This window comes from Pseudomonas koreensis (genome assembly GCF_012986595.1).
GTDB lineage: Bacteria > Pseudomonadota > Gammaproteobacteria > Pseudomonadales > Pseudomonadaceae > Aquipseudomonas > Aquipseudomonas koreensis.
The window spans coordinates 174,545-200,058 of record NZ_JAAQYM010000006.1 but is presented as its reverse complement, the minus strand read 5'-3'; the positions used below and the strand labels follow the sequence as shown (position 1 = coordinate 200,058).

Sequence of the window (25,514 nt, the reverse complement as noted above, 5' to 3'; positions counted from 1 at the left end):
CAGCTTACTGAAGTAGGTGCGGTGTCCCGCCCTGTGTTACGTGTCGCACAGACTTAGATCTTGCCGACCAGGTCCAGGGACGGCGCCAGAGTGGCCTCGCCTTCTTTCCACTTGGCTGGGCAAACTTCGCCTGGGTGAGCAGCAACGTACTGAGCAGCCTTGATCTTGCGCAGCAGCTCGGAAGCGTCACGGCCAACGCCGCCATCGTTCAGTTCAACGATTTTGATCTGGCCTTCAGGGTTGATCACGAAGGTGCCACGGTCAGCCAGGCCAGCTTCTTCGATCAGCACGTCGAAGTTGCGCGAGATGACGTGAGTCGGGTCGCCGATCATGGTGTATTCGATTTTGCCGATGGCTGGCGAAGTGTTGTGCCAGGCAGCGTGGGCAAAGTGGGTGTCGGTCGAAACGCTGTAGATTTCCACGCCCAGTTTCTGGAACGCAGCGTAGTTGTCGGCCAGGTCTTCCAGCTCGGTTGGGCAAACGAAAGTGAAGTCGGCTGGGTAGAAGAACACTACGGACCATTTGCCTTTCAGGTCAGCGTCCGAGACTTGTACGAAGTCGCCGTTTTTGAACGCGGTAGCTTTGAACGGTTTTACTTGGCTGTTGATGATAGGCATTGATGACTCTCCGTCAGGGTTGTGAATTCGATGGGTGAATCCTACCCACTCACTCGACGGATGGCTCATTGGCAAACCTGATGCTGCTGATTTGTTTTCGCTATTAGCTGACTGTATTAATAGAAGAAAACGATATCTACGACGAAGCCGGCTTATCCGTAATCCGAGCCATCCCGTGAAAGGGGCTGGCTTCAACATAGCGCATGGCGGACTTCATATCTTTCCAGCCGACGTAACTCATCAGCGATTTCAGATCCCAGCCGCTTTGATGCGCCCAGGTGGCAAAGCCGCGGCGCAGGGAATGGCTGGTGTAGCGCTCGGCGGAAATCCCGGCGCGCTCCAGTGCCTGGCGCAGTAAGGGAATGACGCTGTTGGCGTGCAAGCCCTCCTCGCTCAGATGGCCCCAGCGGTCGATACCGCGAAACACCGGACCGCGTACCAGCGCCGCTTCGGTGATCCAGTCGATGTACGCCTGCACCGGACACAGCTTGAGCAGCGCCGGCGCCTGATAGGTCTGCCCGAGGTTTTCGCGGTCGCCCTTGCTGCGCGGCAGGTACAGGGTGATGCCGCTGCCGGCGTGCGCCTGCACGTGTTCGATCTGCAGGCGGCACAGCTCATCGCTGCGAAAGCCGCGCCAGAAGCCCAGCAGGATCAGCGCCCGGTCGCGATAGGCCTTGAGCAATTGCGGACGATCCTGCTGTTGCCGGGCACTGCTGGCTTCCTGTTCCAGCCAGTCGACCACTTGTTGCAGGTCGTGCAACTGCAGAGGCTCGGCTTGTTTTTCCTGCGCCGGATGCAGCGCGCGAATGCCTTTGAACACCTTGCGCACCACTGGCGCCTTCGTCGGATCGGCAAATCCCTGACTGTTGTGCCACTGCGCGAGTGCTGACAAGCGCAGCTTCAGCGTGTTGATCGACAGCACCCCGGCGTGCTCGACCAGATAACGCGCAACGCTGTCGGCCGTCGCCGGCAGGAAGCCACCCCACTTCACTTCAAAGTGTTCGATCGCCGAGCGATAGCTGCGACGAGTGTTGTCACGGGTGGCGGCTTGCAGATAGCGATCGATATCGCTCATGGGCAGGTTTCTCGCTGGCGTACTGATTCAAGGCGTAAAGAAGCCATTTAAGCATCTGACATTGGGTAATACCAGTATATCCCGCCTGTTATTAATCAAGGATTTAACTTTATTTTCAGCGTGGTACACTATGTACTTTGGTGGCATGTACCACAGTACGAAACGGTAGGAGTTCACATGGCCCGTGGCGGCGTAAACAAAGCAGTGGTTCAGATCGCGCGCACAGCGATTCTGGCCCGAGGCGAACACCCCAGCATCGATGCCGTACGGATCGAACTGGGCAACACCGGTTCGAAAACCACGATCCATCGCTATCTGAAAGAGCTCGATGACGGCAGCCAACCGGTTGAAGCGTCGGCAGAACCGATCAACGACGAGCTGACGGCACTGGTCTCGCGCCTCGCCCAGCGCTTGAAAGAGCAAGCGCAAGAGCCGATCGAACAGGCCCGCGAGCAGTTCGAAGAGCAGCGCGAAACGCTGGAAGCGCAATTGAAGCAAGTGCGCCAGGCACTCGAACAACTGGAGCAACAACACGACATTCAAGGCGCAGCGCTGGCCAGGGAATCCGAGGCGCTGAACGAAACCCGTTCGATGTTGCAGACCGAACAGACGCGCAATGCCGGGCTGAACCAGGCACTGGCCGACTTCGAGTTGCGCTTGCAGGACAAGGACGAACAAATCCGCTCGCTGGAAGAAAAGCATCTGCACGCCCGCGATGCGCTGGAACACTACCGCAACGCCACCAAAGAACAGCGCGAGCAGGAACAGGCGCGCCACGAAGGCCAGCTTCAACAATTGCAGATGGAGCTGCGTCAGGCGCAACAAAGTGCGCTGGTGCGTCAGGACGAGATCACCCAGCTGCACCGAGACAACGAGCGCCTGCTCACCGAAAACCGTGGCACCCAGCGCGAGCTGAGCCTGATGCAGGATCAGCTCAAGCACAGCAACCAGCGCCAGGATCAACTGCTGGAGCAAGCCAGCCGCGTCGACAGCGAGCGCACCCTCCTCCAGGAACGCTTGCGCGTGGCCTTGCTGGAAAGTCAGACACTGAAACAGGATGCCGACGAACAGCGGCAGCTCAATCAGTCACTGGAAAAAGAGTTGACCAAGACTCAGGCGAGCCTCGAAGACAGCTTGCGTCTGGCGGCTACCGTTGCGGCAGCGCCAGACACAGCCAAAGCGAAGGATGCTTAAGCGCCGACCGGCGTACGCATTGTGACGAACTCTTCGGCGGCCGTCGGGTGAACCCCGATCGTGTCGTCGAAGTCACGCTTGGTGGCACCGGCCTTCAGTGCAATCGCCAAACCTTGAACAATCTCGCCGGCGTCCGGACCGACCATGTGGCAGCCGAGCACTTTGTCGGTCTTGCCGTCGACCACCAGCTTCATCAGGGTTTTCTCCTGACACTCGGTCAGGGTCAGCTTCATCGGACGGAAGCGGCTTTCGAAAATCACCACCTCGTGGCCCGCGTCCCGCGCTTCTTCTTCGGTCAGACCGACAGTGCCGATGTTCGGCAGACTGAACACCGCCGTCGGGATCATCTTGTAATCCACCGGCCGGTATTGCTCAGGCTTGAACAGCCGCCGCGCCACCGCCATGCCTTCGGCCAGCGCCACGGGCGTCAATTGCACACGACCGATCACATCGCCCAGCGCCAGAATTGACGGTTCGCTGGTCTGGTATTGCTCGTCGACCTTGATAAAGCCCTTGTCGGTGAGCTGCACATCGGTATTTTCCAGGCCCAGATTGTCCAGCATCGGACGTCGGCCCGTGGCGTAGAACACGCAATCCGCTTCCAGTACGCGGCCATCCTTGAGGGTCGCCTTCAGGCTGCCGTCAGGCTGTTTGTCGATGCGCGCGATGTCGGCATTGAACTGCAGATCCATGCCGCGCTTGGTCAGCTCTTCCTGCAGATGCTTGCGCACCGAACCATCGAAACCGCGCAGGAACAGATCGCCGCGATACAACAGCGTGGTGTTCGCACCCAGCCCGTGGAAGATCCCGGCGAACTCGACCGCGATGTACCCGCCACCGACCACCAGCACCCGTTTCGGCAGTTCTTTGAGGAAGAACGCCTGATTGGAACTGATCGCGTGCTCGTGCCCCGGAATCTCCGGAATCTGCGGCCAGCCACCGGTGGCGATCAGGATGTTTTTCGCGGTGAAGCGTTCACCGTTGACCTCGACCTCATGCGGGCCAACGATCTTCGCGTGGGCCTCGTGCAGGGTCACGCCGCTGTTGACCAGCAGGTTGCGATAAATGCCATTGAGGCGATTGATTTCGCGGTCCTTGTTGGCGATCAGCGTCGCCCAGTCGAAATTGGCTTCACCCAAACTCCAGCCAAAGCCCGACGCCTGTTCGAAGTCTTCGGCGAAATGCGCGCCGTACACCAGCAGTTTCTTCGGCACGCAGCCGACGTTGACGCAGGTACCGCCCAGGTAACGGCTCTCGGCCACCGCCACTTTCGCGCCGAAACCGGCAGCAAAGCGCGCCGCGCGTACACCGCCGGAACCGGCACCAATCACATAAAGGTCAAAATCGTAGGCCATTTCTATCTCCTCGGCAGGCCATCAGCATACCCGCCGTGTTCCATTGGGCAAGCGCTGTGCGCAGCTTTTCAGCCTGTTTGGCGATTCGGGGACACATCTACAAATAACAATATTTCTCGTTTGTTACTAAATCGCCGCGCTGCCCCTCGTCTTTGAACCAACGGATTTTTTCTCTCGAAGACAAGGAGTCGGCTGCGATGTTCGCGCCCATTACCCGTTCCATCACCCTCACTTTCGGCCTGTGCAGCGCAGTGTTGAGTCCCGATCTGCTGGCTGAAACCGACCCCGAAACAGCGCCACAATCGGCCGCCGAAACGCTGGAACTGGACGCCACCAGCATCAGCGCCGAAGGCTTGGGGATCAACACCGAGAACACCGATTCCTACACGACGGGCGTAATGAGCACCGCGACGCGGATGAACCTGTCGATCAAGGAAACCCCGCAATCGGTATCCGTGGTCACGCGTCAACAAATGGACGATTTCAAACTCGGTACATTGTCCGAGGCCATGAGCCAGACCACCGGCATCGTCGTGCAGCACAACGATTCGGACCGGGTCAGCTATTCGGCGCGCGGTTACCCGATCAACAACTTCCAGATCGACGGGATGCTCAACACCTTCAGCTACATGAAGTCCGATGCCGACACCATCATCTACGACCGGATCGAGGTGGTGCGCGGTGCGACCGGCCTCACCACTGGCGCGGGCGACCCATCGGCGACGATCAACATGGTGCGCAAACGTCCGACCGCGCAGTTGCAGGCGTTGGCGGGTGTCAGCGGCGGCAGTTACGACGACTACTACAGCTACGTCGATGTCGGCGGCCCGCTGGCGTTCGATGGCCGCTTGCGTGGGCGCACGGTGCTGGCCTATCGCGACAGCCAGTCGTTTCGTGACAAGTACGCGCTGCAACGCGAGGTCGGCTACGGCATCCTCGAAGCCGACCTGACCGACTCCACCGTGCTGGCAGTCGGTTATGACTATCAGGACAAACAGGTTCAGGGCACCTCGTGGGGCACCGTGCCCTACTGGAATGCCGAAGGCGGCAAGGCCGGTCTCGGTCGTTCGACCAACATGGCCACATCCTGGAGTTCATGGCCGTTGCGCGACAAAACGGCCTTCGCCACCCTCGACCAGCAACTGGCGGGCGGCTGGCACCTGAAAGCCGCCTACACCCATCGCAAAAGTGACACCGAAGGCAAGATCTATTACGGCGGTGGCGGCTTCCCCGAAGCCGATCGCAGCGGCATGTCCGCCAACACCAGCCACATGGCTGGCGATCAAAGCATGAAGGCGTACGACTTCAATGTCTCCGGCCCCTACGCGCTGCTCGGGCGCGAGCACGAATTGATGTTCGGCTATGGCGAGGCCGAACGTCGTTCGGATGATCCATACACCATCGCCGGCGCGGTGCCGGCCGGTTATGAAAACATCCGCGACTGGAAATACATGGGCGACATCGACAAATTCCCCGACACCGTGACCGGCCTGAGCGGTTTCAAGGATTACACCCGACAAAAGGCTGGTTACCTGGCGACACGCCTGAGCCTGACCGATGAACTGCATGCCGTGCTCGGCAGCCGCTATGGCAGTTGGGAAACGGCAAGTGCCACCAACACCTACGACGACAAGCTGCAACTGAGCGGTGTCGACAAAACCAGCCAGCAACACAACGACATGTGGACGCCTTACGCGGGCCTGCTGTACGACCTGACGCCGCAATACACCGTGTACGTCAGCTACACCGACATCTTCAACCCCCAAACCAGGCGCGATGCCAGTCGCAGATACATCGATCCGGTGGTCGGCAGCAACTACGAACTCGGCCTCAAGGGTAGCCTGCTGGAAGAACGCCTGAACCTCTCCACAGCGTTGTTCTGGAGCAAACAGGACAACGTAGCCGAGCGGGACGGTTCAGTGGCACCGGACCCGGTCACCGGCGAGGAGTTTTTCAAATCCGGCGGCAAGGGCAACAAGGTCAATGGCTTCGAGGCCGAGGTCTCCGGGGAACTCCTCAACGGCTGGAACATGACCGCCGGGTACACCTACACCCACTCGGTCAACGGCGAAAAACAGCGCACCAATACCGCGCAGCCGCTGAACATGTTCCGGCTGTCGACGGCCTATCGCCTGCCGGGCAACTGGCATGCGCTGACCGTCGGTGGCGCGGTGAACTGGCAGAGCGATATCTATGGCGCGTCAAACCGTCCGGTCGGTCGCGGCGCCAATGGCCGGATCATCACCGAACGCGCGCGGATCAATCAGGAGGCCTACACCGTGGTCAAGCTGATGTCGCGCTATGAGTTCGACCAGCACCTGTCGGCGTCGCTGAACGTGGATAACCTGTTCGACAAGAAGTATTACGACAACGTCGGTTTCTACAACGGCGTGTACTGGGGCGACCCGCGCACGGTAACCCTGAGCCTGGACTGGAAGCTCTGACCCTGCGCACGAACTCACTCAGCACATCCCCGGCGAGCGTGTTAACCCCGAGTTAATTCAGGCTGGGGAGACTGTGCCTCGAGATCTGCTTCATGGACGAACGGCTCCCACGTTTTTCAGTAGGAGGCACCATGAACATCACCACCGCCATTCTTGCCGGGCTACTCGCCCTCGGTTCCGCCAGCGCCTTTGCCGAGGGCGGCGCCGAGCGCATGCGGCATTACTACGACAACTTCCCGGTCCACAGCGCGCAGAGCGAACAGCGGACCGAATCCAAAACCGCGGAACTGAAGGTTCCGAACGATCAGACCGCGCAAGTCACCGAGTCTTATCGACACTGATTTTATCGAGCAACCGATGGACCTCCGATGGCTCCGCTCTGGACTCGGAGACGACAGTTGGGCGCCCTGTTTCGGGCGCCTTTTTTTATGCCTGCAGATCCTTGATCCAGAACAGCATGCGCCCATGCTCCGGGCTGAACATCCCCGGGGCGAAACCGAACTTGCGGTAGGCGTCCTTTGCGATGGCGTTGCCTTCGAGCACTTCGAGGGTGATCTTGCAGCAACCGCGCTGGCGGCAAATCTCCTCGACTTTGCGCAGCATTTTCTGGCTCAGCCCGAGGCCGCGAAATTTCGCCACCACCGCCACGTCGTGGACATTCACCAGCGGTTTGCAGGCAAACGTCGAGAACCCTTCAAAGCAGTTCACCAGGCCTGCCGGCTCACCGCCAACGAACGCCAGCACACTGAACGCATGGGGCCGGCGCGCCAGTTCTTCGGGCACGCGCCGCAGCAGTTCGGGGGCCAGCGACTCGCCGCCGCCCATGGGATCTTCTGCGTAGTGATTGAGCACAATGCCGATGGCTTCGGCATGCAGTGGATTGGTGTAGCTGGCTTGCAACACAAGAATTTCTGCGGAATCCATTTCCATCCCCGATCATGACCCCGGCATGCAAGGTGCGCACCTGAAAGGCTGCTTGACGATAACGCGAGGCTGATTCAACCCACAACCTCAAAGATGAAAAACATCCATGAGCAAAGATGTCGCGTACTCAGTGCCCCCAGATCAGCTCTTCGGTCCAGCCCAGCTCGGCGAAATCCTGCGCACGCAAACCGGCCTCGCCTGCGGCGAAGAACTCATCCAGTTGTGGCGGTTTTACCGACGTATCACTGAGCATCGCATGCACTTGACCACGATGATGGATCTGATGCTCGAACAGGTGCGAGAGCATGCGCAGGCGACTGTCGTGCTGCGGCGTTTCCCGGGCGATGGTGACGATCCGCCCGAGATCGGCATCGCGCAGCTGCTCGCAATAAGCAATCAGCCGCCGGTCGACGTGTGCCTGTTCCTCGCGCAGCGCCGCAGCCTCGGTGAACGGTTCATTGAGGTTGAAAAACACATAGCAGTCGGGATGCGGCTCGTCACCGCGCAACTCGCGTTCCAGCGCGTCGACGTAGAACCAGTCGCAGGTCAGGATGTGGTTGAGGGTCAGGCGGATGCCTGGAAAAAAGCTCACCCGTGGCGCCGCCAGTGCCTCGGCGTCGAGCCGGCCCCAGGCTTTGCCGAGGCGGTGATTGGCCCACGCATTCTGGTAGGCCATGGTCAGTAAATGATGAGACAGCGGTTGACTCATGCTCGCGCCCTCTTCGCTCAGGATTCGGCAAATCGCTGCAGCTGCATCTCCTGCAAACGGCTGAGGGTGCGCCGGAACGGGAATTCCAGATAGCCCTCGGTGTACAGCGCCTCCATCGGTACCTGAGCCTCGATGTACAGCGGGACTTTACGGTCGTAACACTCGTCCACCAAGGCAATGAAGCGGCGTACGCCGTCGTCGTGTACCGACAATTGCGGCAACTCACGGTCACCGGCCACCACCTGCGCCGAGCCATCTTCCGTACCGCGGGCGATACGCCCTTCGCGTTTCTGCGCGCTGAGGTTTGGCACTTCGCTCAACAGAATAGACCGATAGCGGTCGCACAGCGCGATGAAGTCCATGGCGGCAAACGGTTGCTCGCAAAGGTCGGCATAGCGGCACCAGAGCACCGACTCGCTGGCTTGCACCACATTCACGGTGCGATGCCCGACCGGCACCGGTTCCGCACTGGCAGGTTGCCCGGCATTCAGCGCTTGAAAGACCGGCTCCAGTGCACTTTGCTGGCCCGGCGCGGCCACAAAATAACGCTGCAGGCCCGCGCCCGGGTGCAGCCGATGATCCTCGGCGCCGTTCACCGCAACGACCTCCATGTGTGCCTTGATCGCGGCAATCGCCGGGACAAACCGGTCGCGGTTGAAGCCATCAGCATACAGTTCATCCGGCGGCAGATTGGAGGTGCAGACCACCACCACGCCTTCATCGAACATCACCTGAAACAGTCGTCCGAGGATGATCGCGTCGCCGATGTCGTTGACGAACAGTTCGTCGAAGCACAGCACCCGCACGTCCGCCGCCAGCTCCTTGGCCAGCGCCCGCAGCGGGTCGGCGATCCCGGTCAGCTGGAACGAGCGCTGGTGCACCCAGCCCATGAAATGATGAAAATGCTGACGCCGGGCCGGCACCCGCAGGCTTTGATAGAACTGATCCATCAGCCAGGTCTTGCCGCGTCCGACCGGGCCCCACAGGTACACGCCGGTGACTGAACGGGCGCCGGCGTGCAAGGCTTCATGGCATTTTTGCAGCGCCCAGACCGCGTGCTCCTGGGCTTCATCCTGGATGAAACCCTTGTGCTCGATCGCGTGTTGCCAGGCGCTTAAAGGAGAGTCGAAAGTCATGCGCGGCAGTATGCCACGATGTCCCTGAAAAACAGGTGGGCTTTTGTGGGAGCGAGCCTGCTCGCGAAGGCGGTGTGTCAGGCTATTCAGGTGCTGCCTGATCTAATGCCTTCGCGAGCAGGCTCGCTCCCACAGGTTGGAGTGCGCAGTGATTTTAGAGATCAACCTTGTGTCTGGCCGCATACAGGCAGAGCATTTCCATGGCGAGGGTCGCCGCCGCCAGCGACGTTACCTCCGCGTGGTCATAGGCCGGTGCCACTTCCACCACGTCCATGCCCACCAGATTGATCCCGCGCAACCCTCCGAGAATTTCCAGCGCCTGCACCGTGCTCAAGCCGCCACACACCGGGGTACCGGTGCCCGGGGCGAACGCCGGGTCGAGGCAGTCGATGTCGAAGGTCAGGTACACCGGGTTATCACCGACCCGCGCACGAATCGCCTCGACAATCGCCTCGCAGCCACGCCGATGCACCTGCCGCGCATCGAGCACGGCAAAGCCTTGATGATCGTCATTGGTGGTGCGCAACCCGATCTGCACCGAGCGCGCCGGATCCACCAGCCCTTCCTTGGCGGCATGCCAGAACATGGTGCCGTGATCGACCCGCTTGCCCTCTTCGTCTGGCCAAGTGTCGCTGTGCGCGTCGAAATGGATCAGCGACAGCGCACCGTGTTTGCGGGCGTGGGCCTTGAGCAGCGGATAGGTGATGAAGTGATCGCCGCCAAACGTCAGCATCGCGCTGCCGGCATTGAGGATGTGCTCAGCATGAGCTTCGATGCTTGGCGGAATCGTGTGCGGCGATCCGTAATCGAAGTCGCAATCGCCGTAGTCGATCACCGCCAGATGATCGAACGGATCGAAGGCCCATGGCCAATGGCGTTCCCAGGCAATCCCGGTGGACGCCGCGCGAATCCCCCGTGGTCCGAAGCGCGCGCCCGGACGGTTGCTGGTGGCGGTGTCGAACGGCACGCCGCTGACCGCCACATCGACGCCGCGCAAATCCCGGCTGTAGCGGCGACGCATGAAACTGGTAATCCCGGCGTAGGTGCTTTCGGCACTCGTGCCGTACAGGCTGTCGCGGGTCATGGCTTGGTCGTTGAGCATCGGCACGTCCATTGGGGTGCTCCTCTTGTTATTGATGGCTACGGAAAGTGGTCCACAGGCGCGTGCGCTGACGCATGTCCTTGAGGCTCATGCTGCGGTCGGCGTACAAGCGCTCGCGCACTTCGGCGGGCGGATAAATGTCCGGATCGTTGCGCACTGCTTCGTCCACCAGCGGCGTCGCGGCCAGGTTGGCGGTGGCGAAAAACAGCGTGTTGGTCAACTCGGCCACCGATTCGGGGCGCAGCATGAATTCAATGAACGCCCGCGCCGCTTGCGGGTTCGGCGCGTCCTTGGGGATGGCGAGGTTGTCCTGCCAGATCAGCGTGCCTTCCTTGGGAATGCGGTACGCGACTTCGTACGGTTTGTTGGCCTTGTGCGCCTGATCGGCCGCCATGCTCACGTCACCGTTGTAAGTCAGCGCCAGGCACACGCTGCCGTTCGCCAGATCGTTGATCTGCCGGCCGGTGGCGACGTACAGCACCGAAGGCTGGAGCTTCTGCAACAAGGCCTCGGCGGCGGCCAGATCAGCCTTGTCGGTGCTGTAGGGATCTTTGCCGAGGTAATGCAGTGCCAGGCCGATGACCTCCTGCGGTGAGTCGAGCACGGCAATCCCGCAGTCCTTGAGTTTGCTGGCGTACTCGGGCTTGAACAGCAGATCGAGGCTGTTCAGCGGCGCGTCCGGCAGGCGCTTTTTCACCGCCTCGACGTTCAATCCCAGCCCCAGCGTGCCCCAGGTGTAGGGCACCGCGTAGCGATTGCCGGGGTCGACTGCCGTGAGTTTTTCGAGCAGATCGGTATCAAGATTGGCGTAGCCCTTGAGGCCTTCGTGAGGGATTTCCTTCAACGCGCCGGCGGCCAATCCGCGGGCCAGAACGCTGGACGATGGCACGACCACGTCATAGCCACTGCCGCCAGTAAGCAGCTTGGTTTCCAGCACTTCGGACGTGTCGAAGGTGTCGTAACGCACATGAATCCCGGTCTCCTGCTCGAAGCGCTGCAGGGTTTGCACCGGCACGTAATCGGCCCAGCTATAGAAGTTGAGGGTTTGGTCCTCGGCCTGGGCATTGAGGGCCACGGACAACAACAGCGCGGGAAAACACAGCTTGAACAAGGGAGCCATGACGAACACCTGACCGGAGGAAGTGGTGGCAGGATGCGCCGTCGGATACATTGTAGAAATATCAAGTTTGTTAACCTGACTTTATTGCGGAGTAATGTAATGCTCGGTCAGCTCCACGACGTCGATTTGCAGTTGCTGCGTCTGTTTGTGCGGGTCGTGGAATCCGGCGGCTTCAGTGCGGCGCAAGGTGAACTGGGCCTGAGCCAATCGAGCATCAGCCAGCAAATGGCCAAGCTGGAAACCCGCCTCGGCTATCGCCTGTGCAGCCGTGGCAAGGGCGGTTTCAGCGTCACGCCCAAGGGTGAGCAGTTGCTGATCGCCGTTCGCACGCTGTTCGAATCCATCGAGACCTTCCGCCATCAATCCAACGGCGTCGCCGGACGGCTGATCGGTGAGGTGCGCCTGGGCCTGTCGGAAGCGGTCGATCAGTCGGTGCTGCTGCGGGTGGCGGATGCGATCCGGCGCTTTCGCGAACGCGACGAATCGGTGCGCATCGAGTTGATCAGCGCGATGCCCGGTGAGATGGAGCGCCTGCTGCTGCAACAGCGGCTGGACCTGGCCATTGGTTATTTCTCGCAAGTGCAGAGCGCCTTCGATTACCGCGAATTGTTCAGTGAAACCCAGCACCTGTATTGCGCCAAGGGCCATCCGCTGTTCACCGTCGATGAGCCGGACGATGCAGCGCTGCAGGCCTGCGACCGGGTCGATCATCCGTATCGGTTCATGCGCACAGGCGAGCCGTTCCCGGACAAGCGTTTTTCCGCGCGCTCGGAACAGGTCGAGGGCACCCTCGCCTTCATTCTTTCCGGCAAGCATGTCGATTATCTGCCCGATCACTACGCGCGCGTCTGGGAGGACAAGGGCTTGCTGCGCGCGCTGCGCCCCGGGGAGTTGAGTTTCGACGTGGCCTTTCATCTGGCCCGGCATAGGGCGCAGGTGCCGGGGGATGCGCAGAAGGCGTTTGAGGAGGATTTGCTCAGTGCCTTTGCATGATTCCTTTACTTTTGTGGCGAGGGAGCTTGCTCCCGCTGGGTTGCGAAGCAGCCCTCTGCAAGACCCGTTCAACAGTGTTTTACGACTGCTGCGCAGCCGGACGGGAGCAAGCTCCCTCGCCACAACAATGTCTGTAAGGGTGCGCTGATTGACCGCCAACACCCATAAATCCTGACCTTTCAGGCAATTTTTGTTCGTTGCCCTCGCCGTCCTCTTCCGGCATCCTGCGCCTCCATTTTCTGACCCGGCCCCGCCTCACGGCGCGCAAAACACCATGACCGCCTCTGAAAAAGTCCCGCGCAACAACGATCTGATCTACGGCCTCAACGACCGTCCGCACCTCACCGCAACCGTTTTCGCCGCGCTGCAACACGTGTTGGCCAGCTTCGTCGGCATCATCACCCCGACCCTGATCATGGGCGGCGCCCTGGGCCTGCAAAGCGAGATTCCGTACCTGATCAGCATGGCGCTGTTCGTGTCGGGTCTAGGCACGTTTGTGCAGGCGCGGCGTTTCGGTCCGGTCGGTTCCGGCCTGCTGTGCCTGCAAGGCACCAGTTTTTCCTTTATCAGCGTGATTCTCAGCGCCGGGTTTATGGTCAAGGCCCGGGGCGGCGGTACCGATGAAATCCTTTCGACGATCTTCGGCGTGTGCTTTTTCGCCGCGTTCATCGAAGTGGTGCTGAGCCAGTTCATCGGCAAACTGCGGATGCTGATCACCCCGGTGGTCACCGGCACGATCATCACCCTGATGGGCCTGTCGCTGATCAAAGTGGCAATGACCGACATCGCCGGCGGCTTCGGCGCCGCCGATCTGGGCGCGGCCAGCCATGTGTTCCTGGCGGCGCTGGTTCTGGGCACCATCGTCGTGCTCAATCGCGTTGATGTGCCGTTCCTGCGTTTGGGCGCGATCGTTATCGGGCTGACCCTTGGCTATGTGGTCGCGTGGCTGATGGGCACCGTGGATTTCGCCAACCTGCCCGAGGTGCCGCTGGTCAGCGTGCCGGTGCCGTTCAAGTACGGTTTCAACTTCGACTGGGTAGCGTTCGTGCCGGTGGCGGTGATTTTCCTGGTCTCGCCACTGGAAGCCGCCGGTGACCTGACGGCCAACTCGATGATTTCGCGACAACCGGTCAAAGGCCCGCTGTACATCCGCCGGATCAAGTCCGGTCTGCTAGCCGATGGCCTCAACTCGGCCATGGCCGCCGTGTTCAACAGCATGCCGATGGTGACCTTCGCGCAGAACAATGGCGTGATCCAGTTGACCGGCGTCGCCAGCCGCTACGTGGCGTTCTTCATCGCCGGCCTGCTGGTGCTGCTGGGCCTGTTCCCGATGATCGGCGCGGTACTGCAACTGATGCCCAAACCGGTGCTCGGCGGTGCTGAACTGGTGATGTTCGGCACCGTGGCCGTGGCCGGGATCAAGATCCTCGCCGAAGCCGGCCTGCACCGCCGCAACATGCTGATCGTGGCGATTTCGCTCGGCATGGGCCTGGGCATTGCCGCCGTGCCGGAAGTGCTGCGCGAGTTGCCGCAAGCGCTGCGCAACATCTTCGAATCGCCGATCACCGTCGGCGCGTTGTGCGCTATCGTGCTAAATATCTTCCTGCCGGAAGAGTTCATTGAGCTTGAGGAAGACGATTTCGATCCGGAAGCGTCGATTCTGCAGGTCATGGAAAACCCCGATCTGCCGGCCAAGGCTGAACCAGCAACCGCCACGGCGGTCGCACAGTTGAACCGCTGACGCTGCGCCTCGAAAAAAGGGCTGAGCCGGCAACGGTTCAGCCCTTTTTTGTTGAGAGACTGTTTATGCGCCGCGTCCATGCCGTCATCCTGTCCCTGCTGCTGTTGTCCCTGAGCGCCTGCGCGCTGTTCCCCAACCGCGACCCGGTGAACATCAACGTGGTCGGCCTCGAACCCTTGCCGAGCCAGGACCTGGAAGTGCGCTTCGCCATCAAGCTGCGGGTGCAGAACCCCAATGAGACGGCCATCGACTACAACGGCATCGCCCTGGATCTGGAGGTCAATGGCCGTCCCTTGGCCTCGGGTGTCAGTGATCAGGTCGGCTCGATTCCGCGCTTCTCGGAAACCGTGGTCAGCGTACCGGTCAGCGTGTCCGCGTTCTCAGTGCTGCGCCAGACCCTCGGCCTGAGTCAGACCCAAACCCTCGATAACCTGCCCTACGTGCTGCGTGGCAAACTGGCGGGGGGAGTGTTCGGCACCATGCGCTTTGTCGACAGTGGCAAGCTCAGTTTGCCGAAAGCGACTGCCGCGACCTGGTAACCCACTCAACACACAAATTTCCTGTAGGAGTGAGCCTGCTCGCGATAGCATCGTGTCAGTCAATAAGCTATTGGCTGATCTGGCGCCATCGCGAGCAGGCTCACTCCTACAGGTTAAGTGTCGGTGCGGAGGTTATGCGGTGAACCGCACGCCCGGCTTGGCCCGTTCATCAACCGACAACTCAAACACATCCGGCCGCGCATAATGGCCGACCACATCGTAGTCATAGCGCGCCCGAATCAACTCGTCGGTATCAATTTCCGCTGTCAACAACCCCGCCTCTCCGCGCAACGGCCCGGCCAGTACATCGCCCATCGGCCCGACGATCACGCTGCCGCCGGCAATCAACGGCCGATCCGCCGGCCAGTTGGCGATGTCCACGCCCAGCTCGGTCGGTGAGGCTTGCACCTGACAGGCGCTGACCACAAAGCAACGGCCCTCATGGGCGATGTGGCGCATGCTGACTTGCCACATCTCGCGCTCATCCACCGTCGGCGCGCACCACACTTCAATGCCCTTGGCGTACATCGCGGTGCGCAGCAGCGGCATCATGTTTTCCCAGCAGACCACGGCGCCGAGCCTGCCGACCTGAGTGTCGAGCACCGGCAGCGTCGAGCCGTCGCCCTTGCCCCAGATCAGCCGTTCAGTGCCGGTCGGCATCAGCTTGCGATGCTTGGCCACCAGCCCCGCTTGCGGGTCGAAATACAGCGCCGTGCAATACAGCGTGCTGCCGGCGCGCTCGATCACGCCAATCACCAGATTGGCCCCGGTGCGCGCCGATAGACCGGCCAACGCTTCGGTCTCGGCCCCCGGCACATCGATGGCGTTGGCGAAGTAACGCGCAAAGGCCTCACGGCCCTCCGGCAAGCGATAACCCAGCTGGGTGCCAAAGCCCTCGCCTTTCGGATAGCCACCGAGCAGCGCTTCGGGCATCACCACCAGCGCCGCGCCGGACTCGCTGATCGCACTTTCCCAGCTCAGAATCTGTTCCAGGGTTGCACCTGTGCCATCGGGCAAGGCGCCGATCTGCAGGGCAGCAACAATTGATTTGGGCATCGCGTTCACTCCATCAGGTTCAAGTGTTGCCGATTCTGCGGCGGCGCGGGATCATGAATAAAGACCGATTGACTGCTGAATGATATGAGCCAAATGAATATCGCCACCGTTGACCTCAACCTGCTGAAAGTCTTCGAAGCCCTGCATGAAGAGTCCAGCGCCAGCCGTGCGGCGCTGCGTCTGGGCGTGACGCAATCGGCGGTCAGCGCTGCGTTGCGGCGGCTGCGCGAGGTGTATGGCGATCAGTTGTTCGTGCGCACCGGTCGCGGGCTGGCGCCGACGCTCAAGGCCGATCAACTGAAACCGGTGGTCAGCGAGGCGCTGAACAAGTGCCGGCAGAGCCTGGCGATGGTTGATCCGGCGGCGCATCACTACGAAGGACGTTCAGTGACGGTGGGCCTGTCGGATGATTTCGAAATCGCCTATGGCCGGCGCCTGATCGAAGAGATCGCCCGCCGCGCGCCGAAACTGCGACTGATCTTCCGCCAGACCCACAGCCAGATCGTCGCCCGTACGCTGATGGAGCGCAGCATCGACCTGGCGATCACCGCCGGCGGCTTTGCCGAACGCCTGCTCAGTCGTCAGGTATTGGGTGAAGGGGATTATGCGTGTCTGGTCGACCCGGGCAGCCTGGCCGCCGGGCAACAGTCGATCGATTTGCAGGAGTTTGTCGCCCGCGAGCACATTCTGGTGTCCTCGGGCGGTTTTATCGGCATCACCGATGAAGGGCTGGCGGCGCTGGGCCTGAGTCGCCGGGTCTGCGCCTCGACCACGCACTTCGCGGCGCTGCCGCATCTGCTCAAGGGCAGCGGCGCGGTGGCCACGATCCCGACGCATGCCGCCGAGGCCATCGCCGCCCTTAGCGGACTGCTGTTGCTGCCCTGCCCGCTGGCCTTGCCGCGCTACCCGATCGAACTGGGCTGGCGCACCAGCGCGCAGATCGATCCGGTGGTGATCACGGTGCGTGAGGCAATCGTAGCGGCGTTCAACACGCCCTGAGCCGCGCTTACTTGTTGGCGGCCATCAGCCGGTTGACTTCACTGCGCACCATGTTGGCGAATTCCGGCGGGGACATGCCATCAAGCTCGGCGCGCACCCACTCGGCCCATTTGCCCTTGCGCTTGGAGCGTTCGCCGAACAACCGTGCGGCTTCGCCTTTGGCTTTGCCCAGATTGTTCTGCCAGAGTTCGAACAGACGGGATTTCTCGTCTTCCAGCGCCGCGCGCTCGGCGAGGGATTTGTCGGCCAGATTGAAACTCATGGGGAAATACCTGCTGCGTAAAATGGCGACATCTTACACGCTCGACGGAAATCTCCCGCGCAGGTTTTTCTTTCGCACCTAAAATCAGTGCAACTTTTCGGACAGCGTCGCACTCCATTGATCACTGTCCATTCACCAGCAAGGAGTTACCCAATGGCCCGCAAATCCAACGTGCAAGCCGCCGCAGACCAAATCAAGGATCAAGCGTTCAGCGAACTGCAGGCGCTGATCGAAGAGTCCGACAAACTGCTCAAGAGCAGCGCATCGCTGGTCGGCGAAGAAGCGGAAACCCTGCGCGGGCAAATCGCGCAGAAGCTGCAACAGGCACTGGATTCCGTGTCGAGCGTGCGTGAGCGCACCAAACCAGCGGTCGAAGCCACTGAAAGCTACATTGGCGGTCATCCATGGCAGACCGTGGCGATTTCCGCCGGTTTCGGTCTGGTGGTGGGCCTGCTGCTCGGTCGTCGTTGATCGACGTTTGTCAGGTCGCATCAGGTCGCATCGTTTAAGACCTGACAATAAACCTGTGGCGAGGGAGCTTGCTCCCGCTGGACTGCGCAGCAGTCCCCGTGTTCTCAAGTAGACAAAGGGGGCCGCTTCGCAACCCGGCGGGAGCAAGCTCCCTCGCCACATTTGTTATCCGACAATTATTCCCCGGCCAGCTCGCGCAACTGCCCCAGCGTCTGCTCGTCCAACACGATGCCCTCGGCCAGCGACCTGGCGCGCTGCAAGTGGCGGCGATCGCCCGGCAAGCGCTTGAGCCCGACACCGTGCATCTGTCGCACCAGCTCCTCACTGCGCTCGGCAAAACTCTGCCCGGCGGCCTTGCTCGGATCGATGACGATCAGCAACTGCCCGGTCCACGGGGTCTTGGCACCGGGATGATTCGACCAGTCGAACTCAAAGGAAAAGTTGCCCCCAGTCAGCGCAGCCGCCAGCAACTCGACCATCATCGACAGCGCCGAGCCCTTGTGCCCGCCGAACGGCAGCAGCGCCCCGCCTTCGAGAATGGCTTTCGGGTCCTGGGTCGCCTGGCCGAGGCTGTCCACGCCCATTCCCGCAGGCAGGCGCTCACCCTTGCGCGCGGCAATCTGCACGTCGCCATGAGCAAGCGCGCTGGTCGCCAGATCGAAGACAATCGGCGCACCACCGGCCCGAGGCGCGGCAAAAGCAATCGGGTTGGTCCCGAACAACGGCCGGTCGGCACCATGGGGCACCACACAGGTCATGCTGTTGACCACGCTCAACGCCACCAATCCTTCTTCGGCGAACGGTTCGACGTCCGGCCACAGGGCCGCGAAGTGGTGGGAATTGCGGATCGCCAACACGGCAATCCCGGCATTGCGCGCCTTCTCCACCAACAGTGGCCGGGCGGCGGCCAGCGCGGGCTGGGCAAAACCATTGCCGGCGTCGACCCGCACAAAACCGGACGCGACGTCCTCGACTTGCGGCACCGCCTGACCGTTGACCCAGCCACTCTTCAGGGTCGATACGTACCCGGGAATCCGGAACACCCCATGGCTGTGCGCACCGTCACGCTCGGCGCCGGCACAGTTGGCGGCCAGTGAACGGGCAACATCGGCGGAGGTGCCGTGACGCAGGAAAATCGTTTCAAGCAGTTGCGTCAGCGCCTCGAGTGACAACGATGGCGAGACAGCAGAGGACACATGATCGTGTGGCGCAGACATCTGAAGCTCCAGACTAATTATTGGAGGGAACAACAGCGTGTGGACGACTTGCCCGTCGATTAACCACGTCAGGCCCGGGTGCTGTCAACCGTTCAGGTGATCGGTGCGCGCTGTCCGGCACATTTCGAGGCTTTGTGTGCGGTAACTATGTACCACCCTCACCCGCCCCGAGGCTTCTAGGGTGTGGTCTCCTTCCCAACGGCGCCTGTGTCCGCGCCCTGATAGAGACCCGACAATGTCTGCGTCAGTCACCCCACTGTTGTTCTCGCAGGTTCTGCATGCTCCCGGATCATGGCGATCACTGGGCCCGGCCCACGGTCTGTCGACCAAGGATTTCGACTGGTTGGCGCATGTGCAACTGGCAACTGAATCACTGCGTCGCCAACAGACGCCACCGATGCTGGCCCACCGTGTGTTGCTGCAAACCGCCACACCGCCGGCCGTGGTCCTGGCGGGCAGTTTTATCCTCAGCAGTACCCCGGATGATCGAGCCTTCCTGCTTTACACGCCGTTCGACGGCCTGAAAAAATTCGACAGCCTCGCCACCGTGACCCGCCACCTCGAACAACGCCTGGCCAAGGCCGATGAAGACGATCGCCTGCTGGCCTTGCTCGGCGTCGAGCAACGCAAGTCTTTGCTGGAAAAACGCGGTATCAACGTGACCTTCCAGCTCATCGAGGGCGACGTGTTCGACGATCAAAAAGCTGCCGTCGAACACGCTCAGCGCCTCAACGCGCAAGACATGCTCCATGAATTGCTGCAACTGCCCAAGCTCGATACGTTGCTTGCCGACATACTCAAGGATCAGCTCGATACCGTCATGCCCGGGGTGGATCAAGCCCTTACACAGGTGAGCGTTCAGGCCTCCTCGCCGCCCTACGGCGTAACGGCACACACGATGACGCTGGGCCACTCAGTCCTGTTGCAGTACCGATATTCGGGATGGCCCGGCGCGCACTTGCCTGCCTACGCCCATCCACGAAAGCCGGCACTGGCGACTGACCCCGAGCATTGGCAAGCGGCCGTGAACAGCGTGTCCGGCCAACTGCTCGCTCGGTTGTACCAGCGCATGGAACGCTACTGGAACGGCGCATCCGCCGACGGCATGACCCGGCGGGCATTCTTCAGCCGGGTGCTGCGCGAACAGGCGCGGGCCGACATCCTGCTCAAGCGCGAGGCCGGCATCATCGAGCCCGGTCAATGCAACAACCTGTTGGCGTGGCTCGACCCGCAGGGCACGTCGGGGAGACGGGGCACGCTGGAGGTCGTACGCCTGTGGCAATACCAGCCCAATGCGGTCGAGCTGGCCGGGTCACTGATGCTCAGTGACACCGATGCCTGCCTGTACACGCCGAGCCGGGGGCTGCAAGTCCTCAAGGACCACCAGGACCTCAATGACACCCTGCTGAGCAAGTTCAAAACCCCCGGCCACAATGATGAGATGTATGGCTTGTTGAGCCTTGAAGAGCGCCAACGCTTCATCGGGTTCGACCAGCCGCAGGTGTCGGGCGAAGCGATCAGTGGCGATATTTTCAAGGTGCTGCTGGAAGCCATCATTACCAAGCAACGCCAGAACATCGAATACGTCCTGCAGGTGTTCCGCCACAGTGATGGAGCACCCGACATTTCGGCCCTGTTCGACAAGGCGCTGGATATTCGCTCGATGCTCCACGAACGCCTGCTCGCACTCGATATCGGGGGCCGCTGGAGTACCCGTCTGGCGATCACGGGCAGCCAGTTGCCCTCGATGTTGCTGGCAGACGTTGCGGCCACGCAAATCAAGGTATTCAACAGCGTGCTGCCAGAAGTCACCGAGGCTTTTGCGGCGCAACCCCTTGCCCCTCCGGCGCGGCAGCGCAGCCATGTGCAAGGTCTCCTGGCCTCACTGGCCCACCTGCTGTTTGTCGGGATCACGGGCGAAGCGCAGATGCGGGTTCTCAACGGCAGCCAGCGGCGGCCCGAGCAAGCGATTGTCGACACAGTGTTCAACGCTGACCGCCCGGAACGTCATCACCGCAACGGACTCAATGGTTTCCGTCCGGACGCCTGGTCGCTCACCGTACAGAGCACCGGGCATGACGACGAACTGCCGTTGGCCAACTGCGTCCTGCTGACCGAACGCGGCGGGCTCGACCCACAGAACTCCGGGCGCGCCGTGTTGTGGACACCGGCCATGGGCCTGGAAGTGTTCGCCTCCATCGACAGCGCCCGCCAGGTGTTGAACCAGCGCCTGCGCCATCCGGTAAAACGCCTGGCCTTGCTGGAAAACCTCTCTGCGTTCAGCGATGGAGTTCATCAGCGTTACACGCTGGGTACGCTGCACCTGATCACTGACAATGTGCTGCACAACCGTACGCAATCGGCTATCGAGCAGTTTCTTCAACAGTGCGAACGGGTACGCGGCCTGAAGCTGGCACAATCCCGCGAGGAGCAGGCCCTCAAAGCCCTGGCTGGACAACTGATCAACGTTAACCTGCCCAGAGCAATCGCGCTGGCCACGGCACTTGAGCGCCAACAGACGCTGCCCGCGTGGCTGGGCATGGCCACGCTCGACGAACAGCAACTGCACCTGGAATTGCTCGAGCAATGGCGTCACAGCGTCGTCGATGACAAGGATTACCTGCACGGTTTGCCCACCTTGCGCGAACACGTCCAACAGCGCCTGAAAACACTGTTGAGCAGCCGTTATCAGGCACCGGACCTTGACCCGCAACACATCGAAATCAAACCGCTGCTGGCCCTTGCCGGCCCGGCCACCAACCTGGTCGACTTTGCGCTGAACCACACCAGCGTCGCCGGGCAAATCCGCTTCACGGTCGCATCGAGCAGTGCCCACACCCTGCCGAAAGGGTTCGACCAACAGGCCGTGCGCACTCTGCTGCAGTCGCTGGATATCCCGGCCTTCGCCACTGCCCATCATTCGCTCCTCACAGGCGATGCGGCCACTGCTGCCCCGCGCAAACAACGGTTCATGCGCCAATTGCCCTGGCAGCTGTTGCAGCACGCTCATCAGATGAAGTTGCAGCAGCGACTGTCCGGCAAGGCGTTTGATTTGTTGAGCCAAGTGCTGGACATGCCCGACGCGCTCGCTCGGGCTGCGGTGCCGGGCGCCAATGCCATGATCCGGCCGGTGCAGTTGATCAAGACCGCGGGGGCTGCGGCGATCAAGGCGCTGGGCCTGTACCTGATCGGGCCGGTGTCCGGCCAAGCCGGGCCGCAAGTGCTCTATTCGCCCTGTCACGGTGAATGCGTCTTCAGCGAATTCGAAAACGACGCAGCGGTGGTCGCCGCCTTCAACCTGCCGGGTGCCCTGCGGGACCTGCTGCTGCGCCGTCTGCCTGAAGATCAACAATCGAACTTTGGCGCCTTGCTCCAGGACAGTGCCGGCCAGACCAGCAAAGTCCAGCTGGCGCGATCGGCGATCGACGGCAATGCATTGGAATATTTTTTCACCGACAACCTGGCGTTGCTCTCGCGGTTGCTGCACAGCCACGTAATACCGGGTGCGCAGGAAGATTGGGAGGCGGCGAAAAACCTGTTCAGCTCGACGATCAAACCGATTGCAGGACTGCTGCCGGGCAAACTGGCCTATGTGCAGTTTCTCTGGCACAGCTACAAGGACTTTCTCGCCTCCGCCGAAGCGCTGCAGGATCATCACTGGACCCGCGCACTTTACGCGTTCATTGCCGGGGGGGCCGAGATGGTGTCTCTGGGACGTTTGTCACGGGAGTCGACCCTGGCCAGCCAGGATCTTGCGTCTGCGCCAGCCGTTGCGGCGCCGCTCAGCGTCCCCCACTGGTCGCAGATCAAACCGACAGCCTCGGCCCGCACGACCTTGCAAACGTTCGAAGCACCGTCCATTGCCCTGAAAGACCTGACGCCGCATCCGGCCGACGGCACCTATCAGGACCTTGTCAGCAAAACCCGCTACGCCGCGATCGCCGGCAAAGTCTATGCGGTGGAGCGCCCCGGGGCGGTCTGGCGCATCAAGGGCACCGACTACGCGGGGCCAGTGTTGCAGCACACCGCGTCGGGGCAACTGGTGCTTGACCCGGATCGGCACACGGTGCATTTCGGCAAGGCACTGTCGAAAATGTATGACGCGTACGCCAATGAACGGCAGACCCGCCTGCCCATAAACATCGAAGCCCGAGGCATGACGGAAATTCGCGCCAGGCACCCGGAAAAGGCTTGGATGCTCATACAGGCGATTGATCTCGCGCGCTTCTATGCCTTCAACAGCCTGCACAACCTGGCCCAACTGAAGAACCATGCCCCCGGCACTCGACTGGACACCTTCCTGAAGGCATTTTTTGACGTCCCGCGCCTCGACGCCGACGTGCTGGCGAAAATAAAACAGGTGATCACCCCGGTCTGCACCGCACTGGTGGACCCGACGGAAGACCTGATGAACACCGAGCGCTTTGTCGTCGGCTCAAACAAATACCGACACACGGGCCTGATTGCCTTCGTACTGGATAACGACTCGACCCGAAAAGTGCATTTCACCGAAACCTTCTTCAATCAGGGACTCGAGTGGTATCACGACGGCCTGACCGAACCGTTCGATGTTCAAGGCCATGCCCGGGCGGCAACGCTGATTCATGAGTTCGCGCATCAATTCTCCAAAGCTGTGGACATTGCGTCACTGGAGGCCCGGCGGCCTTTTGTCGATCTGATTTCGACGATTACCCACTACGGTGCAGAGTTGAAGGAAAGTCAGACGCGTTTTCAGCGTGAAGCCCTGTCGCTGGCAACGCCCCACGAGGAACTGTTTTCGGTCTGGAGCCGCGACCTGCGCACGTGGGTCAGCCTGGATTCGATCCCTTACCTGTCCCATGTCGGCAAGGAAATTCTCAAGACCACTGCGTGCACGACCCTGGAGGATGCACGCAAGGCGTTTCTCGACTCGCGCAATCCTGTCGTCCGAATCGACACGATCCTGCGCAACGCCGACTCGATTGCCTTCCTGATCTGTGAGATGGGCCGGCAACTGGACCCGGTCACGCAAGCGGTCGAAGGGCTCGCCTGAACGGCAAAAAAAACGCAGGCCCTGGGGCCTGCGCATTCGCGTGCGGTGGAACAATGTCAGTCTTTCTGGTCACGCAGGATATTGCCGGACGCGCCGTCGATGCGGAACTCGTAGACCACGCCGTCAGCCTTGCGCCCCTCGCCTTTCCAGTAGCCGTCGTTGTCGGCTTCGATCTCATACACTTCGACATAACCGGCCTTGGTCTTCACGATCTCGATCGCCTTCTCGATGGTCACCCAGCCTGCGCCTGGACGGTCGGCCATGGCGGCACCGGCACTCAACAAGGCGGCAGTGGCAACAACAGCGGCAAAGGTTTTTTTGATCATTTTTTCACTCCATTTGTGGATGATGTTTCGTCAGATGTCCTGTTTTTGGGCGTCGGGCGGAAAAATAAGTTCCACTTTGATGGGCAATTGCCATGACTGATGTTCTCGGCGCCTTGCCCGCAGGGTTAGAATGCAGCAAATCAGGACGAGTCAATGACCCAAGAAACCCTCTCGGAAGCCGAATACGATGCGATCACCGATGCCGCCGCGCACTGGTGCATGCGTCTGCATGCGGTCGACTGCTCCGCCGAGGAGCGTCTGGCTTTCGAGCAATGGCGCGACGCGCATCCGCTGCATGCCTTCGAATACGAAGCCATGCTGGAAATCTGGGACGTTGCCGAGCATTTGCCGCGCCCTCTGCCGACAACCGAGGCAGCGTTGAACGTGCCGCTGAAGGTGCCGTTGCAGGCACCGGTTCCCGCCTGGCGTCGTTACGCAATGGCCGCCAGTGTCTGCGCCCTGGCGTTGCCCTTGGCCGCTTACAGCGGCTGGCAACTGGGCTGGCTGCCCAACAGCTACCAGCACTTCGCAGCCACCGACAATGTCCGTCAGGTCACCTTGAACGATGGCAGCCAGGTCGAGCTCAACCTCAACACCGAGCTGACGTTCAGCAATTACAAGGACGAGCGCCGGGTCACGCTGAAAAAAGGCGAAGCCTTTTTTGAAGTCAGCCACGACCTCGCCCATCCCTTTGTCGTCCGGGCCGCAGAAGGCAAGATCCGCGTGACCGGCACCCGTTTCAATGTCTGGCGCTATGAAGACCAAGTGCGGGTCAACCTGATCGAAGGCTCGGTGCTGGTCGCCAGCAACGCTGCACTGCCCGGCGATGGCTTGCGCCTGGGGCCAGCGATGCAGGCGCAGTACAAGCGTGGCGACTACATGCCACAGATCAGCCAGACCTACTCAAACGATAACGCGCTCGCCTGGCGCAGCGGCAAACTGGTGCTGGACAACCTCGCGCTGAACGAAGCCCTGCCCCTGATCAATCGTTATCTGAGCAAGCCACTGAAACTGGCCGATGCCAGCACCGGCGCGATTCGCGTCGGCGGCGTTTACAACATCAAAGAGCTCGGCGGTCTCGTCAACACCTTGCCCAAGGTGCTGCCGGTCTACCTGACCCGCAATACCGAGGGTGATCCGGTGATCAACTCGATGCCTCGCCAGCCACCAAAGACCTGAAATCCGCCCCAAAAAAAGCCGCT

General features: G+C 61.2%; 22 protein-coding genes. 10 read left to right on the top strand and 12 right to left on the bottom strand.

Annotation, left to right across the window (positions count from 1 at the left end):
* Positions 1-53 precede the first annotated feature (53 nt).
* Both ahpC and HBN98_RS19655 read right to left on the bottom strand, forming a co-directional pair.
* Positions 54-617 (bottom strand): alkyl hydroperoxide reductase subunit C, encoded by a 564-nt coding sequence (gene ahpC / locus HBN98_RS19660; RefSeq protein ID WP_003224621.1) that lies wholly within the window; start codon positions 615-617, stop codon positions 54-56.
* Positions 618-753: 136 nt separating this feature from the next.
* The gene (locus HBN98_RS19655; RefSeq protein ID WP_083369190.1) at positions 754-1,692 is read right to left on the bottom strand and encodes a site-specific integrase; all 939 of its coding nucleotides are present in this window, start codon (positions 1,690-1,692) and stop codon (positions 754-756) included.
* A 177-nt stretch (positions 1,693-1,869) separates the two neighbouring features.
* Here HBN98_RS19655 and HBN98_RS19650 point away from each other — a divergent pair, with 177 nt between their 5' ends.
* The gene (locus HBN98_RS19650; protein WP_064587436.1) at positions 1,870-2,886 is read left to right on the top strand and encodes a DNA-binding protein; all 1,017 of its coding nucleotides are present in this window, start codon (positions 1,870-1,872) and stop codon (positions 2,884-2,886) included.
* On the opposite strand, the gene gorA is transcribed toward HBN98_RS19650, so the two are convergent.
* Entirely contained in the window at positions 2,883-4,241 is a 1,359-nt protein-coding gene (gene gorA, locus HBN98_RS19645) for a glutathione-disulfide reductase (RefSeq protein ID WP_083369191.1), read from the bottom strand. The two genes, HBN98_RS19650 and gorA, sit on opposite strands and share 4 nt — an antisense overlap.
* 197 nt (positions 4,242-4,438) lie before the next feature.
* On the opposite strand from gorA, the gene HBN98_RS19640 reads away from it, so the two are divergent.
* Both HBN98_RS19640 and HBN98_RS19635 read left to right on the top strand, forming a co-directional pair.
* The gene (locus tag HBN98_RS19640) at positions 4,439-6,685 is read left to right on the top strand and encodes a TonB-dependent siderophore receptor (RefSeq protein ID WP_083369192.1); all 2,247 of its coding nucleotides are present in this window, start codon (positions 4,439-4,441) and stop codon (positions 6,683-6,685) included.
* Positions 6,686-6,816: 131 nt separating this feature from the next.
* Positions 6,817-7,026 (top strand): hypothetical protein, encoded by a 210-nt coding sequence (locus tag HBN98_RS19635; protein ID WP_064587433.1) that lies wholly within the window; start codon positions 6,817-6,819, stop codon positions 7,024-7,026.
* An 85-nt stretch (positions 7,027-7,111) separates the two neighbouring features.
* On the opposite strand, the gene HBN98_RS19630 is transcribed toward HBN98_RS19635, so the two are convergent.
* The 5 genes from HBN98_RS19630 to HBN98_RS19610 form a co-directional block, all read right to left on the bottom strand.
* Positions 7,112-7,609, bottom strand: a complete 498-nt coding sequence (locus tag HBN98_RS19630) for a GNAT family N-acetyltransferase (RefSeq protein ID WP_083369449.1) — start codon at positions 7,607-7,609, stop codon at positions 7,112-7,114.
* A 127-nt stretch (positions 7,610-7,736) separates the two neighbouring features.
* A complete protein-coding gene (locus HBN98_RS19625) occupies positions 7,737-8,318 on the bottom strand; it encodes a DinB family protein (protein ID WP_083369193.1) in 582 nt (193 codons plus the stop codon).
* A 17-nt stretch (positions 8,319-8,335) separates the two neighbouring features.
* Positions 8,336-9,454 carry a cell division protein ZapE gene (gene zapE / locus HBN98_RS19620; protein ID WP_064587431.1) on the bottom strand — a complete coding sequence of 373 codons (1,119 nt, stop codon included), beginning with the start codon at positions 9,452-9,454 and terminating at the stop codon, positions 8,336-8,338.
* A gap of 154 nt (positions 9,455-9,608) precedes the next feature.
* Positions 9,609-10,568 (bottom strand): agmatinase, encoded by a 960-nt coding sequence (gene speB, locus HBN98_RS19615; protein WP_064587430.1) that lies wholly within the window; start codon positions 10,566-10,568, stop codon positions 9,609-9,611.
* A 16-nt stretch (positions 10,569-10,584) separates the two neighbouring features.
* Positions 10,585-11,676, bottom strand: coding sequence for an extracellular solute-binding protein (locus HBN98_RS19610; protein WP_064589991.1), 1,092 nt, complete (start codon positions 11,674-11,676; stop codon positions 10,585-10,587).
* 99 nt (positions 11,677-11,775) lie between these two features.
* Here HBN98_RS19610 and HBN98_RS19605 point away from each other — a divergent pair, with 99 nt between their 5' ends.
* The 3 genes from HBN98_RS19605 (at position 11,776) to HBN98_RS19595 (ending at position 14,949) form a co-directional block, all read left to right on the top strand.
* Positions 11,776-12,669, top strand: a complete 894-nt coding sequence (locus HBN98_RS19605) for a LysR family transcriptional regulator (protein WP_064587429.1) — start codon at positions 11,776-11,778, stop codon at positions 12,667-12,669.
* 274 nt (positions 12,670-12,943) lie between these two features.
* On the top strand, positions 12,944-14,410 hold the full coding sequence (locus HBN98_RS19600) for a nucleobase:cation symporter-2 family protein (RefSeq protein WP_064587428.1): 1,467 nt from the start codon (positions 12,944-12,946) through the stop codon (positions 14,408-14,410).
* 65 nt (positions 14,411-14,475) lie between these two features.
* Positions 14,476-14,949, top strand: coding sequence for an LEA/WHy family protein (locus tag HBN98_RS19595; RefSeq protein ID WP_007966053.1), 474 nt, complete (start codon positions 14,476-14,478; stop codon positions 14,947-14,949).
* 132 nt (positions 14,950-15,081) lie between these two features.
* On the opposite strand, the gene HBN98_RS19590 is transcribed toward HBN98_RS19595, so the two are convergent.
* On the bottom strand, positions 15,082-16,005 hold the full coding sequence (locus tag HBN98_RS19590; RefSeq protein ID WP_083369194.1) for a carbon-nitrogen hydrolase family protein: 924 nt from the start codon (positions 16,003-16,005) through the stop codon (positions 15,082-15,084).
* 84 nt (positions 16,006-16,089) lie between these two features.
* Here HBN98_RS19590 and HBN98_RS19585 point away from each other — a divergent pair, with 84 nt between their 5' ends.
* A complete protein-coding gene (locus HBN98_RS19585; protein WP_083369195.1) occupies positions 16,090-17,004 on the top strand; it encodes a LysR substrate-binding domain-containing protein in 915 nt (304 codons plus the stop codon).
* 7 nt (positions 17,005-17,011) lie between these two features.
* On the opposite strand, the gene HBN98_RS19580 is transcribed toward HBN98_RS19585, so the two are convergent.
* Positions 17,012-17,266, bottom strand: a complete 255-nt coding sequence (locus HBN98_RS19580) for a hypothetical protein (RefSeq protein WP_003224595.1) — start codon at positions 17,264-17,266, stop codon at positions 17,012-17,014.
* Between the two features lie 153 nt (positions 17,267-17,419).
* Between HBN98_RS19580 and HBN98_RS19575 the strand changes: the two genes are divergently transcribed.
* Positions 17,420-17,737, top strand: coding sequence for an ElaB/YgaM/YqjD family protein (locus HBN98_RS19575; protein WP_064587425.1), 318 nt, complete (start codon positions 17,420-17,422; stop codon positions 17,735-17,737).
* A 176-nt stretch (positions 17,738-17,913) separates the two neighbouring features.
* Here HBN98_RS19575 and HBN98_RS19570 read toward each other — a convergent pair whose 3' ends face one another.
* Positions 17,914-18,954, bottom strand: coding sequence for an Ldh family oxidoreductase (locus tag HBN98_RS19570; protein ID WP_083369196.1), 1,041 nt, complete (start codon positions 18,952-18,954; stop codon positions 17,914-17,916).
* A 235-nt stretch (positions 18,955-19,189) separates the two neighbouring features.
* Here HBN98_RS19570 and HBN98_RS19565 point away from each other — a divergent pair, with 235 nt between their 5' ends.
* Positions 19,190-23,986 carry a dermonecrotic toxin domain-containing protein gene (locus tag HBN98_RS19565; RefSeq protein WP_083369197.1) on the top strand — a complete coding sequence of 1,599 codons (4,797 nt, stop codon included), beginning with the start codon at positions 19,190-19,192 and terminating at the stop codon, positions 23,984-23,986.
* A gap of 56 nt (positions 23,987-24,042) precedes the next feature.
* Here HBN98_RS19565 and HBN98_RS19560 read toward each other — a convergent pair whose 3' ends face one another.
* Positions 24,043-24,312 (bottom strand): PepSY domain-containing protein, encoded by a 270-nt coding sequence (locus HBN98_RS19560; RefSeq protein ID WP_083369198.1) that lies wholly within the window; start codon positions 24,310-24,312, stop codon positions 24,043-24,045.
* A gap of 153 nt (positions 24,313-24,465) precedes the next feature.
* Here HBN98_RS19560 and HBN98_RS19555 point away from each other — a divergent pair, with 153 nt between their 5' ends.
* A complete protein-coding gene (locus HBN98_RS19555; RefSeq protein WP_083369199.1) occupies positions 24,466-25,491 on the top strand; it encodes a FecR family protein in 1,026 nt (341 codons plus the stop codon).
* The last annotated feature ends 23 nt before the right edge of the window (positions 25,492-25,514 follow it).